Origin of the sequence: Afifella sp. H1R (genome assembly GCF_021462425.1) — a bacterium.
In the GTDB taxonomy this organism is placed as follows: Bacteria; Pseudomonadota; Alphaproteobacteria; order Rhizobiales; family Afifellaceae; genus Afifella; species Afifella aestuarii.
Window position 1 is genome coordinate 1,948,437 of the sequence record NZ_JAKEDY010000001.1, and the last position, 12,596, is coordinate 1,961,032.

The following is a 12,596-nucleotide window of genomic DNA, read 5'->3' on the forward strand; positions in this document are numbered from 1 at the left end:
TTTTGCCGGTGCCGGCAAGCCTGTTGGACCAGCCTGGAGCCGCCGTGCGACTTGCTCAGGCGGCGCAGGCTTGTTCGCTCGTGGTCTCCTGAGCGATCACGCCACCGCCCAGAACACGCGCATCGGACGCGTCTCGATCGTAGAAGACGCAGGCCTGCCCCGGCGCCACGCCCATCTCGCTATCCTCGAGAATGACAGACGCTTCACCGGCTTGCACGGAAACTGATGCTTTGACCGGGGGACGCGTCGAGCGCACGCGAGCATAGACCTCCTGCCCTTCCGTCCAGGCGGAGGGATCGCCATCGCCGAGCCAGTTCAGATCGCGCAGCCGGAAACGGCGGGTCGCCAAAGCCTCGCGCGGACCGACGATAACGCGCTTTGCCGCGGCATCCAGCCGCACGACGAAGAGCGGCTCGGCGGCCGAAATCCCGAGCCCGCGCCGCTGGCCGACGGTGTAATGCATGATGCCCCGATGGCGACCGAGCACCCGCCCGTCGAGATGCACGATATCGCCCTCGTCGGCCGCATTGGGCTTCAGCTTTTCGATGACGTCGCTGTAGCGTCCCTGCGGCACGAAGCAGATATCCTGACTGTCGCTCTTCTCCGCAACGCTCAAACCGATCTCGGCCGCCAGCGTCCGCACCTCCGGCTTGGTGAAATCGCCGAGGGGAAAGCGCAGGAAGTCGAGCTGCTCGGCCGTCGTCGCATAAAGGAAGTAGCTCTGGTCGCGGTCTGCATCGACGGGCCGGAAAAGCGCACGCCGGCCTCCGACGGAGCGTGTGCGCACATAATGGCCGGTCACCATGGCGGCCGCCCCGAGCTGGCGGGCCGTATCGAGGAGATCGGAGAATTTCACCGACTGATTGCAGGCGACGCAGGGCACCGGCGTCTCGCCCGACAGATAGCTCGCCGCAAAAGGCTCGATCACCGCCTCGCGGAAACGGCTTTCGTAATCGAGAACATAATGGGCGATGCCGAGCGCCTGGGCGACACGTTTGGCGTCGTGAATGTCCTGCCCCGCACAGCAGGCCCCGGAGCGATGGATCGCCGCCCCATGATCATAGAGTTGCAGGGTCACGCCAATGGTTTCGTAGCCCGCCGCATTGACGAGCGCGGCAGCAACGGAGGAATCGACCCCGCCGGACATAGCGACGAGGACGCGGGCTTTGCTGCGCGGACCTGGCAGCTCAAGATCGATGTCCAGCATGGGCTTTGGTTGCAGTGCTTGCGACGTTCTGTCAAGCGCCCGCGGTTTCTAAAAAAATGCCCCGGTTGCGCTTAAGATTTCCGTTACGGATGGTTAGACGCTTGTTAAGCCGTGCCACCTTATAACGAGCTCAGTTGGTGAGTTTGTATAAGAGTCTGCCATGGCCGAGCATGTCCGACCGAGAGTGAAATACGTTATCGGACCGGATGGAAGCCCGCTCACGATTGCTGATCTTCCACCCCCCAATACCAAGCGCTGGGTGATCCGCCGCAAGGCTGAGGTTGTTGCTGCCGTCCGCGGCGGCTTATTGAGCCTCGATGAAGCTTGCTCGCGCTATACCCTGACTGTCGAGGAGTTCCTCTCCTGGCAGATGTCGATCGAGTCTCACGGCCTTGCGGGGCTGCGCACGACCCGAATTCAGCAATACCGCAATTGATGTCCCGCCTCTAGCGGGGCTTCGCCCGCACTTGCCCTTGACAGCCGCCCACACCCCGGCTTTGCCGGAATGGTTTCATTGAAATCTCCAGTGATCGGGCGGCGAAATGGCGACAGGCACCCACGAATACGAAGACGATCCGCGCAACGCCGAGATCCTGATCTCGGTCAACGGCGAACTCTTGCCGCGAGACAGGGCGGTCGTCTCCGTCTTCGATTCCGGTTTCATCCTGGGCGACGGCGTCTGGGAAGGCCTGCGCGTCACCGACGGGGGCATCGCCTTCCTCGACGAGCATCTCGACCGCCTGTTCGAAGGCGCTGCGGCGCTCGACATGGATATCGGGCTCGATCGCGCCGGCCTCACCGCCCGGGTGATGGAATGTCTCGCCGCCAACAACATGCGCGACGGCGTGCACGTGCGCCTGATGATCACGCGCGGCGTGAAGCGCACCCCTTATCAGGATCCGCGCATGACGATCGGCGCGCCCACGATCGTCGTCATTCCCGAATACAAGAACCCGAAGCCTGAAATCTCGAGTGAAGGCGTCACGCTTTTCACCGTCCATGTGCGGCGCACGGGGCCTGCCGAGCAGGACCAGAAGATCAATTCCCATTCCAAGCTCAACTGCATCCTCGCCTGCATTCAAGCCGCCAAGGCCGGCGCGGATGAAGGGCTGATGCTCGACCCGGCAGGCTTCGTCGCCACCTGCAATTCCACGCATTTCTTCATCGTCCGCAACGGCGAGGTCTGGACCTCGACGGGCGATTACTGCCTCGGCGGGGTCACCCGCGGACAGGTGCTGAAGGCCGCCCGAGAGGCCGGCATCCCGGCACATGAAAGGCGCTTTTCGCTGACCGACGTCTATGGGGCCGACGAGGCCTTTATCACAGGCACGTTCGCCGGGCTGGTCCCGGTCCGCTCCGTCGACGGACGGGCGATCGGCACGCTTCATCCCGACAGGCCGAAGCTCTTGCCGCGGCTGACGCAGCTCTACCGCGAGCGCATCGACGCCTTCGCCACCCCCTTGTCTTGAACCCTTCCTAAGGCAAAGATTAAGATTTTAACCACATCGGCACGTGATGGTTTTCTCACGCATTCGTGTTCGCCTAATCTCTCATCGACCTGATGGGGGAACGGGTACCCATTGGCGGTGCAGCGTCAAATATCTGCGGTTCGAGTCCGCGGTCAGGTCTCCATTTCTCCAGCATTCCCGGTGCCATGATGGTGTCTGAGAGACCCTCGCCCGCGATGAGCGACGAGACGATCCGCATCGCCATGTGGTCCGGCCCGCGCAACATCTCGACCGCGATGATGCGCGCCTTCGAAAACCGTCCCGACACCGAAGTGTGGGACGAGCCGTTCTATGCGGCATGGCTGAAGGTGACCGGCATCGATCATCCGATGCGCGAGGAGATCTGTGCCGCGCATGAAGCCGATTGGCAAAAGGTGGCGGAGCGCCTCGCGGGCGCGCCGCCCTTCGGCAGCCATATCTTCTACCAGAAGCACATGACGCACCACATGATCGCGGAGATCGGCCGCGATTGGATGCGCAGCTGTCGCCACGCATTCCTGATCCGTCATCCGGCACGCGTGCTCGTTTCCTATGCCCGCAAGCGCGCCGGCCCGAGCCTTTCAGATATCGGATTCGTCGAGCAGGATGAGCTCTTTCGCCTGGCGACGGAATTGGGCGGAAGGATCCCTCCTGTCATCGACGCCGACGATCTTCTCGCAGATCCGGAAGCCATGCTGCGTGCCCTTTGCGGGGCTCTCGAGATCGATTTTTCTCCGGCAATGCTCGCCTGGCCGGCCGGTCCCCGCGACAGCGACGGCGTTTGGGCCGCGCATTGGTATGATGCGGTGCATCGCTCGACGGGCTTTCAGCCGCCGGCTCCGCTGCCGGAGTTGGAAGATGACGGGCTCAGGGAAGTGGCGGCCGAGGCATTGCCGCTCTACGAGCAACTCGCCCGGCACAAGCTCAGGCCCTGATCGCCCACGTGATCGGCGCCCCCGGCCGGACCGAGGGCGCGGGATGAGATCTCAGCTTGCCAGACGACCGTGGCCGGACGGAGCTGTCCCGGGGTTTTCCCGGCCGAGCCGCCCTTCTTCGCGCTGAAGCTCGGCGCGCGCGGTTTCGAGCGCCGCCTGGGCGGCTTCGCGCTGCCGATTTAAATCATCAACCGAAGCGAGCAGGTTCTCGCGCCTCTGGCCGGCCGCACGTGCGAAGGTCGAATAGGCGAAATGCTTTTCGTCTTCGATCCCCGTCCGCCGCTTTTCAGCCGCTATCTCGTGTTCTAGATCGGCCGCCATCCGGCTGAATTCTTCGATCATGGCGTCGATCTGGCCGAGCCGCCGCTCGCAATCTTCAACTTTAAAGCGTTTTTGCCGGATGGATGCGTCTCGCGACTTCATACTCAATACTCCCCAGCCCCGAGGGTCCACCCGCTCCACATGACACCGGCAACGGGCGGCGGTAACCGTTCGTTTACGACTGGCGTTAATGATAGGGACGAGGACTTAAGGCACGGTAAATCGCTTGATGCCGTTTGCTTTGAGTTGGCCGGTCCGGCGCCGGCGCGAAGGCGTCCAGCCGCATCGGTACCACAACGTTTCTCGACGCAGGTGACCCAGCGGAATCGGAATGGAATCAAGACTCTATTTTAAGCAGCTGACGTTATGGGCTTGCTGCCGGGAGTCAGACTCTGTTAACCATTCCGACGTAAATGTGGCTGCGGTTTTGCCTGTTCAGTCGGCTCGAGCCACACGTCACTCGAGCGGCACGAAAAGGGCTAGGAGGGGATTGGCATGCGTGTTCTTCTGATCGAGGACGACAGCGCCACCGCACAGTCGATCGAATTGATGCTGAAGTCGGAAAGCTTCAACGTCTATACGACCGACCTCGGTGAGGAAGGTGTCGACCTCGGCAAGCTCTACGACTACGACATTATCCTTCTTGACCTCAACTTGCCGGATATGACCGGCTACGATGTCTTGAAGCAGCTGCGTGTCGCCAAGGTAAAGACACCGATCCTGATCCTTTCAGGCTTGGGCGGCATCGAAGACAAGGTCCGTGGCCTGGGCTTCGGCGCCGACGATTATATGACCAAGCCCTTCCACAAGGATGAGCTGGTCGCGCGCATCAACGCGGTCGTCCGTCGCTCCAAGGGACACGCGGAATCGGTCATCCAGACCGGCAATCTCCGGGTCAATCTCGACACCAAAACCGTCGAAGTGGCCGGACAGCGCGTGCATCTGACCGGCAAGGAGTACCAGATGCTGGAGCTCCTCTCCCTCAGAAAGGGCACGACGCTGACGAAGGAGATGTTCCTCAACCATCTCTACGGCGGCATGGACGAGCCTGAGCTCAAAATCATCGACGTGTTCATCTGCAAGCTCAGAAAGAAGCTGGCGGCTGCGACCGACGGCGAGAATTATATCGAGACGGTCTGGGGTCGCGGCTACGTGCTGCGCGAGCCCGATCAGGAAGAGTTCCGCGAAAGCGCCTGAAGCCTCTCTTCAATCCCCTTCGATAGCCCCGCACCGCAAGGTCGCGGGGCTTTTCGTTTTGGGCGCAAAGCGCGCCCGTCTCGGCGCGTGGGGATGGACCCGGCTCAGGCTTTCGGGCGGGCGAGGAAAGAGACCTTCCCTTCCTCTTCGGCGATCTCGAAGCCGAGGCCCACCTCTTCGGCGAGCATGACCGCATAAAGCGGCTGGACCGAATGCGCATCGAGCTGTTCCGGGACTTCGCCCGAAAGAAGCACCGTGCGGACGCTGTCAGAAAGGCGCGCGCGGTCGCCGGCAGCCACCACGCTGATCGTCACCCCGTTCTCGCCCTGCGTGGCGCCGACCGTCAGGGTGCCGCCCCGGGCGATCGTGTTGGCACCGAGAAGCAGGAGGTTGAGCAGGATCTTCGCCTCTGCTTTCGGCAGCATCTGCGCGTCGACCTGCCAGTCGAGATTGGCCTTCTCGCGCTCCAGGAACTCGCCCGCACACCGACCTGCATCGGCCATATCGATCTGCGCGCCCGCCCCGCCGGATGCGCCGAAGGCCAAACGCGAAAACTGCAATTTCACGGAGGCCTGACGGGCGCTCTTGCGGATGAGATCCATCGCGAAGTCGCGCATGCTCGGATCGGTTTCCTCATCGAGGACTTCGAGTCCGTTGGCAATGGCGCCGACAGGGCTGATGACGTCATGACAGACCCGGCTCGCGATCAAGGCGGCAAGGTCGACTGGCGCGATTTTAAGGCTGGTCATCGGCTGAAATCCGAAATTGGGACAGAAAGCGATTCGTCGCTCATGGTTGCTCCATCGTATCGAGCGAGCCTGCCGCGGACCAGCCGGAGCGCCCCATTTCTCGGGGGTTTACCCGACATTTACCATTCTGCCGTTTCCTGTGGACCAATCGAGTTCATCAACAAGCCGTCGCAGGAGGGCCCATGCCCATAGCCAGACTTCTTGCCGCCGGCGCGCTGGCAGTCCAGATCGCGGTCGCTCCGGCCGCCTTCGCCACTCAGGCGGGTGCGGTCCAGCCGGCTTCGGCTCAGGCCGGTGAACCCGGCAGCCTCAACTACACGGCGGCCGAGGTCGTCGAAGCGGGCCATCACGTCTTTGGAGCCGCATCCGGAGGCTTGGCCACGCTCGTGGAAAAGGCCATCCAGCGTTACGGCCTTCCCAACGGCTATATCATCGGCCAGGAGGGCTCCGGCGCCCTCATCGGCGGCCTGCGCTACGGCGAAGGCACGATCTATACCAAGCTCGCACCGCCCAGCCACATCTTCTGGCAGGGCCCTTCGGTCGGGTGGGATTTCGGCGGCGATGGCAATCGCACGATGATGCTCGTCTACAACCTGCCGAGCTACAATTCCATCTACCAGCGCTTCGCCGGCGTGAACGGTTCCGCTTATATGGTCGGCGGCCTCGGCATGACCGTGCTCTCGCACACCGGCGTGCACGACCCGATCTATGTCGTGCCGATCCGCACCGGCGTCGGCGCCCGGCTGGGCGTCAATCTCGGCTATCTCAAGTTCACCTCCAGACCGACCTGGAATCCGTTCTGAGCAAGCCCACGCAAAGCTTGAACAAGCCGTGACATTTTTGCGATAGTGTCGCGGACACGCGCACGCTCCGGCCAAGCTCTTGTTGCCGTCTGCGCAACCTGCCTCTATTTCTAAAGGCCTGCCGCGGACGGAGCCGGTGATGATACAAGCGGCTATGCTGTTCGCCCTTGGCGCATTTGCGAGCGGATTGTTCTGTCTTGCGTTTTTCACGGTCCTTGCTCGCCGCATCCGGCGCGTGACGGAACAGCGTCTGAAGGCGAGCCTGGCGATAACGAGAGCCGATTTCGATACGGAGCGCGACGAGATGCGCGCCCGCAATGCGATGGCCATGCGCCGGCTGGAGCGTGATGCGAGCACTTTTCGCGACCGCGTCACCGCCTACCGCCTCGATTCCGATCTCAAGACGCAGGAGATTGCCGCATTGCGCAGCGATCTCGCGTCCCGAGACGAAGAGATCGGCGAGCTCGGCACCCGCCTCGAACAGACGAACGCCGAACTCATCGAAACCAAGAAGCGTCTGGCCGAAACCGGCACGGCATTGCGCGCCGGCCGCAACGCGCTCGAAGCTGAGATGGAACGCCGGCTTGCCCTGCAAGATGAGATCCAGGACCTGAAGAGCCTGGCGGAGGACCGCCGCGTCGACCTGATCGGCATGCGCGCGGAAATCGACTACCTCCGCTCCGTCATGGGAAGCGCCGCCTCCGAGGAGGATTCGGAGGCCGGCAAACACGACCCGGCACCGGAGAAGGCCGGCGCTTCGGAAGAAGGCCAAAGGCCCAACCGGAAAGACGCGAAAGGCGCCCCGCGGCGCAGCGAGGCGCGGCGCGCGCCCGGCCACCGCACGCAGGCCGCCCGCCATCTTTCCCGCAATCACACTGCCAGAGACACGGCCAAAGACGTAGAGCCGATCGGTGCGGAGGAGATCGCGCGCATCAGCGAAGACATCCGCCGCATGTCGGCCGACCGGCCGATGCAGCCCGCCGGCGCCAATGGCTTCACAGACAAGAACGGTACACAGACGGACGGCAACACCGAGGCGAAGAACGGTCACGCCTCGGCCGGCGAAGAGGCTTCTTCAGTTGCCTCGAACGGGCCCGCACAGGACAAGTCGAGGGGGGCCGAAGACCGTTTCTTTCAAGCCCTTGCCGATATCCGCCAGTTGAAACAGCACTCGACCAAGACCCCGGCCGAGTAGCTTTCCGAGAGGGGGTGGCAAGAAACCGTATGCGCTTCTGCCATAGCTTTGACATAGCTGCGAGGTTGGATCGCCTGAGCGAGACCTCGCATGGGAACGCGCGACAGGGCAGCGGCTTTAGCCTGCGATCGCTTTTTGCGCCTCAGCATCAAACCGGGAGCCGGACGTGATCGATCAGGTGGTCAGACGCATCTCCCGGCGCATGCGCAGCTGGATTATCTACGGCTACGATTTTTCGGCCGCAGCGATCTCCCTCGGCCTTTCCTATTACCTGCGCACGGGGACGGAACCGACCTTCGCCCCCGGCGAGGTCGTGAGCCTCATTGGCATTTTCACGCTTGTCTGCGTGCTCGTCTTTCCGATCTTCCGGCTGCACAGCGGCTCCTGGCGCTACGCATCGGTGCGCGACATCTACGCGATCTCGAAGGCGGTCACCGCCTCCATCTTCATCTTTCTGCTCGTCATTTTCCTCATCCAGCGCGGCGGCGCCCTGCCCCGTTCGGTTCTTGTCATCGAATGGTTCGTTCTGACCGTCATGCTGGGCGCCCCGCGTATGGCCTACCGGCTTTATCGCGACAGCCTCATCGGCCGCTCCAGCCACGATCCGCGCAACCCGCTCGAGCCGGTGCTGCTTTTCGGCTTCAATGACGAGGCCGATGTCTTCATCCGCGCCGTCAAACGCGACCGCAAATCGCGCTTTCTCATCGTCGGCATCATCGAAACGAACCCGAGACACGTCGGGCGCCAGCTGCACGGCGTTCCGGTCTTGAGCACGATTGAAGGCATGGCGCGGCAGGTGACGCAGCTGAGGCGCACGTCGACGCCGCCGACCCAGATCATTGTCGCGCGCGTGAACACGCCCCGCGATGTCTTGAACGAGCTGGTCGATGCCGCCTCCCAGGTCGGGCTGACCGTCAACCGGCTACCGAACATCCAGGATCTGCAGGCATCTCAGCAGAACGTCGAGCCGGAAGCGGTCAAGATCGAAGACCTGCTCGGCCGCCAGCCCGTGGTGCTCGACGAGGAAGGCATCAACCGCCTGATCGCCGGGCGCAGCGTCCTCATCACGGGTGCCGGTGGTTCGGTCGGCTCCGAAATCGTCAAGCAGGTCGTGCGCTTCGGCGCTTCACGCCTCATCCTGCTGGAGAACAGCGAGCACAATCTCTATGAGATCGATCGCCGTATCCGGAAAAATCCGAGCATCCAGGCGCAGGTGGTGCCGATCCTCTGCGACATCCGCGACCGCGAAGCGCTGAAGGCGCTGTTCATGCGCGAACGGCCGGAACTCGTCTTCCATGCCGCGGCGCTGAAGCACGTGCCGATCGTGGAGAGAAACCCCGTCGAGGCGGTTCTTTCCAACGTCTTCGGCACCAAGAACGCCGCCGACGCCGCCTGCGCGTCGGGCGCCAGCGCCTTCATCATGATCTCGACCGACAAGGCCGCCAACGCCAAGAACGTCCTCGGTCTGACCAAGGGACTTGCCGAACGCTACTGCCAGAAGCTCGACCGCGAGCAGAAAGGCACCCGCTTCATGATCGTGCGCTTCGGCAACGTTCTGGGCTCGCGGGGCTCCGTCCTGCCGCTCTTCGAAGAGCAGCTCAAGAACGGCGGGCCTTTGACGGTCACCCATGCCGATGTCACGCGCTATTTCATGACGCCGAGCGAAGCGGCACAGCTCGTTCTGCAGGCGTCGGCCTATGGCGTCGCCCATCCCGAAGGCGGCGGCAAGATCTACCTCCTCGACATGGGCGAACCTGTGCGCATCGCCGATCTGGCCCGAAATCTCATTCGTCTTGCCGGACGGAAGCCGGACGTTGACGTGCCGGTGGTGTTCACCGGCCTGCGCCCGGGCGAGAAGCTGCATGAAGATCTCGTCAGCGAGAACGAGACGGTCACGCATACGCCCGTCGCGGGGGTCCTTCTCGCCAGCGCGCCCGCGATCCTGCCCGAGCGCCTCGACGTCTATTTGACTGATCTCCACATCGCCGCGATGCACGGCGACAATGCCGCCTGCGTCGGCCTCTTGCGCAGCGGCATCACTGAGCTCTGCGCCCGACCGACCAACAATGTGCGCTCTTTGATGGACAGAGCCCCCGGCTGAGCCGCGTGATGGATCAGGTCAATGCCTTGTGGCTGTCGGTTGCAGCCTTCGCTGTCACGTGGGTCGGCATTCGCAACCTCATCCCCGTACTCACCCGCCGCGCGCTTCTCGATTTGCCGGACGCACGTCGCAATCATGAAACACCCGTCCCCCGCGGCGCCGGGTTTGCGCTCGTGCCGGTCTCCGCGCTCTGCCTCGCCATCGGCCTCGTGCTTGGGATCCCGACCGGCCTGCCGGCAGCAAGCGAGGTTTCATTCCTCGCGATCGCCGTGGCGCTTGCACTCGTCTCCGCCTTCGACGATCTCGTCAGCCTGAGGGCCGCCACGCGCTTCATTGCCCAGGCAGGCCTCGTGGCGTTGGCCGTCGCGTCCCTGCCACTGTCGCTGAACCTCAGCCCTGCCCTGCCTTTTTTTGTCGAGCGCTTCGTCCTGTGGTTCTTCCTGCTCGGCTTCGTCAATGCCTACAACTTCATGGACGGCATCGACGGTATCACCGGCGTGACGACGATTGCGATCGCGATCGGCGTTCTGCTTGTCGCCACTCCCTTGGGCGACCTGCCGCTCCTGCCCTGCCTTCTCATCGCGGCGAGCCTCGGCTTTCTCCTCCACAACTGGCACCCGGCGCGAATTTTTCTGGGCGATGCCGGCAGCGTTTTCGTGGGCTTTTGTGTCGGCTCTCTTCTGGTCGCGCTCGCTCTTAAGGGAGAGATTGCTGCCGCCCTCATTCTGCCGGCCTATTATCTCACCGACACCGGCCTCACCCTTCTCATTCGCGCGCGCCGTGGCGAGCGCATCTGGCTCGCCCATAGCGAACATGCCTACCAGAAGGCCGTGCGGCGGGGCTGGAAGCACGATCAGGTGGTGCTCGCGCTCACCCTCAACAGCCTCTTCTGCATCGCGCTTGCCGTCATTTCGACGCGAGCCCCCTACGCGGCTGTCGTGGCGGCCTATGTGAGTTCGCTCACGTTTTGGGTGGCGTTGCGCCAGGGAATGGTGGATGCGCTGGCGTTTCGGCTTTCCGCCAAAAGGAAATAGCCTGGCCACCCGGCGTGCTACGCAGAAGCGTTGCGAAGACCAGCGACATCATCGCCAGCCACCATTCCTGCCAGGCGCCGTGGCTCACCATCCACACCGCAAAGACACCTGCGGTGATCGCGCTTGCGGCCGTCAGAACGGCCGTCTCCGCCTGCAAGAGACGCCGCAGCCAGGCGAAGCCGATGAGACCCGCCACGAAGACGCCCAGAAGACCGAAATCGACCCACAATTGGATCGCGACATCATGCGGATGGGCGCTGCCGATCACCGCGGATGCGGCGGGGCCGGCGAGCCCCTTGCTCATGGCGCGTTCGGCATAATAGCCCCAGCCGAGGAGAGGCTCGTGCGGGATGAGCTCGGCAAAATTCTCCCAGATGGAAAGGCGAATCTGCGCGCTCGTCGCATGCACGACATCTTCCGGAACCCCGCCGAGCAGGCGGCGCATCCAGGGCGTGTAGAGCATGGCGAAGAATGGAAAGAGGACGAGGCACGCAAAGGCTGTCGCGGTGACGGCGCGGGCTGTTGCCCTCGGAGCGTAGACGGCAAGCGGCCAGGCGATCACCACCACGCCCCAAAAAAGGACGGAGGACTGTGAGGAGGAGAGAACCGCAACGACGGCAGCGACAAGCGAGAGAAAAAGCGCCAGCCAGGACAGCCATTTCTCCGCACAAGCGAGGGCCAGAAAGAGCGCAGCCAGGATGCTCGTCACGAGAACCGCCCGGTTGAGAGATTCTGAGCCGAGCGTATCGGAGAAGGGTTGCCTGAGCTGGAAAGGCCCGTGCAGCTCGTTTGCCAGAAGCGGCAGGGTGATCACGAGCCCGACCAGCAGGAACGTCATGATGTGCCGTCGGTTCTGATCAGCAATGACGACGACGAAAGCGAAGCCCAGCAGACAGTTCCCCAACAGGCGAAACGCATATTGAAGGCTCATCAAAGGCTCGACCGACCATGAGACGCTCGCAAAGGCTGCAAGCACGAACGAGGCGATCGCAATCGCCAAGGGCTGCCGGGCCACTTCGGTGAAGCGTGCTGCGAAATCCCGCCACGTCTCAGCTCGCCAATAGGCGCCAAGGAGCAGAAACAGCGTCGCAAAGCTCAACACCGCCGGCGCTGACCGCGTCGACAGAAAGGTGATGAACGGCACGAAGACGAAAGCGAGAGCAAGACCGATAAAGGAAGCGATCGAAGGGAGGTTCGCGGCGAGGACACGTTTTCTTTGCAATCAAGGCCCCCTTCGGCCGCCAGGCTGCCGCGGCAAGATCCGCAGGCTCCCAAATCCATCATGCGATCCGGAGCCGATCCCGCAAGGGAGATGGCACAAACACAACCGGACCAGCAAGCTCTCGCCTTGCGCCACCGGAGGCTTCGGCTGCGGAATTCCAGATTATTTGTAGGAAAGCCGAGCGAAGATGGCGAAAGCGGGGCCCTTCACCGCCGATCATGTCGGCAGCTTCTTGCAGCAGAACCGGCAGTTTCGCCCCCTTCTTCCGCATCGCCTTTCTGCAAAAGCGCATCAGAGTGTGCCTTGAGGAAGCGATGCGCGCCATCGCCCGCGACACCGTATCGG

At 63.0% G+C, this 12,596-nt stretch carries 12 protein-coding genes; 8 read left to right on the forward strand and 4 right to left on the reverse strand.

Annotated elements, in window-relative coordinates; genetic code table 11:
• Nucleotides 1-55: 55 nt before the first annotated feature.
• A complete protein-coding gene (gene mnmA, locus L0F51_RS09290) occupies nt 56-1,207 on the reverse strand; it encodes a tRNA 2-thiouridine(34) synthase MnmA (protein ID WP_234628899.1) in 1,152 nt (383 codons plus the stop codon).
• Nucleotides 1,208-1,367: 160 nt separating this feature from the next.
• On the opposite strand from mnmA, the gene L0F51_RS09295 reads away from it, so the two are divergent.
• From L0F51_RS09295 to L0F51_RS09305, 3 genes are all read left to right on the forward strand, one after another.
• On the forward strand, nt 1,368-1,643 hold the full coding sequence (locus L0F51_RS09295) for a DUF1153 domain-containing protein (RefSeq protein WP_092815821.1): 276 nt from the start codon (nt 1,368-1,370) through the stop codon (nt 1,641-1,643).
• A 106-nt stretch (nt 1,644-1,749) separates the two neighbouring features.
• Nucleotides 1,750-2,676: an aminotransferase class IV gene (locus tag L0F51_RS09300; protein WP_234628900.1), complete on the forward strand. Its 927-nt coding sequence runs from the start codon at nt 1,750-1,752 to the stop codon at nt 2,674-2,676.
• Between the two features lie 215 nt (nt 2,677-2,891).
• On the forward strand, nt 2,892-3,629 hold the full coding sequence (locus tag L0F51_RS09305) for a hypothetical protein (RefSeq protein WP_234628901.1): 738 nt from the start codon (nt 2,892-2,894) through the stop codon (nt 3,627-3,629).
• 51 nt (nt 3,630-3,680) lie between these two features.
• Here the strand turns inward: L0F51_RS09305 and L0F51_RS09310 are convergent, their stop codons facing one another.
• Nucleotides 3,681-4,091: a flagellar export protein FliJ gene (locus tag L0F51_RS09310; RefSeq protein ID WP_205649819.1), complete on the reverse strand. Its 411-nt coding sequence runs from the start codon at nt 4,089-4,091 to the stop codon at nt 3,681-3,683.
• A 354-nt stretch (nt 4,092-4,445) separates the two neighbouring features.
• Here L0F51_RS09310 and ctrA point away from each other — a divergent pair, with 354 nt between their 5' ends.
• Nucleotides 4,446-5,147, forward strand: a complete 702-nt coding sequence (gene ctrA / locus L0F51_RS09315) for a response regulator transcription factor CtrA (protein ID WP_092815812.1) — start codon at nt 4,446-4,448, stop codon at nt 5,145-5,147.
• A 104-nt stretch (nt 5,148-5,251) separates the two neighbouring features.
• On the opposite strand, the gene chpT is transcribed toward ctrA, so the two are convergent.
• Entirely contained in the window at nt 5,252-5,896 is a 645-nt protein-coding gene (chpT, locus tag L0F51_RS09320) for a histidine phosphotransferase ChpT (RefSeq protein WP_234628902.1), read from the reverse strand.
• Between the two features lie 182 nt (nt 5,897-6,078).
• On the opposite strand from chpT, the gene L0F51_RS09325 reads away from it, so the two are divergent.
• The 4 genes from L0F51_RS09325 (at nt 6,079) to L0F51_RS09340 (ending at nt 11,029) form a co-directional block, all read left to right on the forward strand.
• Nucleotides 6,079-6,699 carry a DUF1134 domain-containing protein gene (locus L0F51_RS09325; RefSeq protein ID WP_128291101.1) on the forward strand — a complete coding sequence of 207 codons (621 nt, stop codon included), beginning with the start codon at nt 6,079-6,081 and terminating at the stop codon, nt 6,697-6,699.
• Nucleotides 6,700-6,838: 139 nt separating this feature from the next.
• Nucleotides 6,839-7,894: a hypothetical protein gene (locus tag L0F51_RS09330; protein WP_234628903.1), complete on the forward strand. Its 1,056-nt coding sequence runs from the start codon at nt 6,839-6,841 to the stop codon at nt 7,892-7,894.
• A gap of 166 nt (nt 7,895-8,060) precedes the next feature.
• Nucleotides 8,061-9,995 (forward strand): nucleoside-diphosphate sugar epimerase/dehydratase, encoded by a 1,935-nt coding sequence (locus tag L0F51_RS09335; RefSeq protein WP_234628904.1) that lies wholly within the window; start codon nt 8,061-8,063, stop codon nt 9,993-9,995.
• An 8-nt stretch (nt 9,996-10,003) separates the two neighbouring features.
• The gene (locus L0F51_RS09340; RefSeq protein WP_234628905.1) at nt 10,004-11,029 is read left to right on the forward strand and encodes a glycosyltransferase family 4 protein; all 1,026 of its coding nucleotides are present in this window, start codon (nt 10,004-10,006) and stop codon (nt 11,027-11,029) included.
• Here the strand turns inward: L0F51_RS09340 and L0F51_RS09345 are convergent.
• Nucleotides 10,956-12,251 carry an O-antigen ligase gene (locus L0F51_RS09345; RefSeq protein WP_234628906.1) on the reverse strand — a complete coding sequence of 432 codons (1,296 nt, stop codon included), beginning with the start codon at nt 12,249-12,251 and terminating at the stop codon, nt 10,956-10,958. The two genes, L0F51_RS09340 and L0F51_RS09345, sit on opposite strands and share 74 nt — an antisense overlap.
• Nucleotides 12,252-12,596: the final 345 nt, after the last annotated feature.

Bases quoted from the DNA above. Each gene is read 5' to 3' on its own strand.
- ctrA (WP_092815812.1), top strand. From the start codon at position 4,446: ATGCGTGTTCTTCTGATCGAGGACGACAGCGCCACCGCACAGTCGATC.
- L0F51_RS09330 (WP_234628903.1), top strand. From the start codon at position 6,839: ATGATACAAGCGGCTATGCTGTTCGCCCTTGGCGCATTTGCGAGCGGA.
- mnmA (WP_234628899.1), bottom strand. From the start codon at position 1,207: ATGCTGGACATCGATCTTGAGCTGCCAGGTCCGCGCAGCAAAGCCCGC.
- L0F51_RS09305 (WP_234628901.1), top strand. From the start codon at position 2,892: ATGAGCGACGAGACGATCCGCATCGCCATGTGGTCCGGCCCGCGCAAC.
- L0F51_RS09295 (WP_092815821.1), top strand. From the start codon at position 1,368: ATGGCCGAGCATGTCCGACCGAGAGTGAAATACGTTATCGGACCGGAT.
- L0F51_RS09340 (WP_234628905.1), top strand. From the start codon at position 10,004: ATGGATCAGGTCAATGCCTTGTGGCTGTCGGTTGCAGCCTTCGCTGTC.
- L0F51_RS09300 (WP_234628900.1), top strand. From the start codon at position 1,750: ATGGCGACAGGCACCCACGAATACGAAGACGATCCGCGCAACGCCGAG.
- chpT (WP_234628902.1), bottom strand. From the start codon at position 5,896: ATGACCAGCCTTAAAATCGCGCCAGTCGACCTTGCCGCCTTGATCGCG.
- L0F51_RS09325 (WP_128291101.1), top strand. From the start codon at position 6,079: ATGCCCATAGCCAGACTTCTTGCCGCCGGCGCGCTGGCAGTCCAGATC.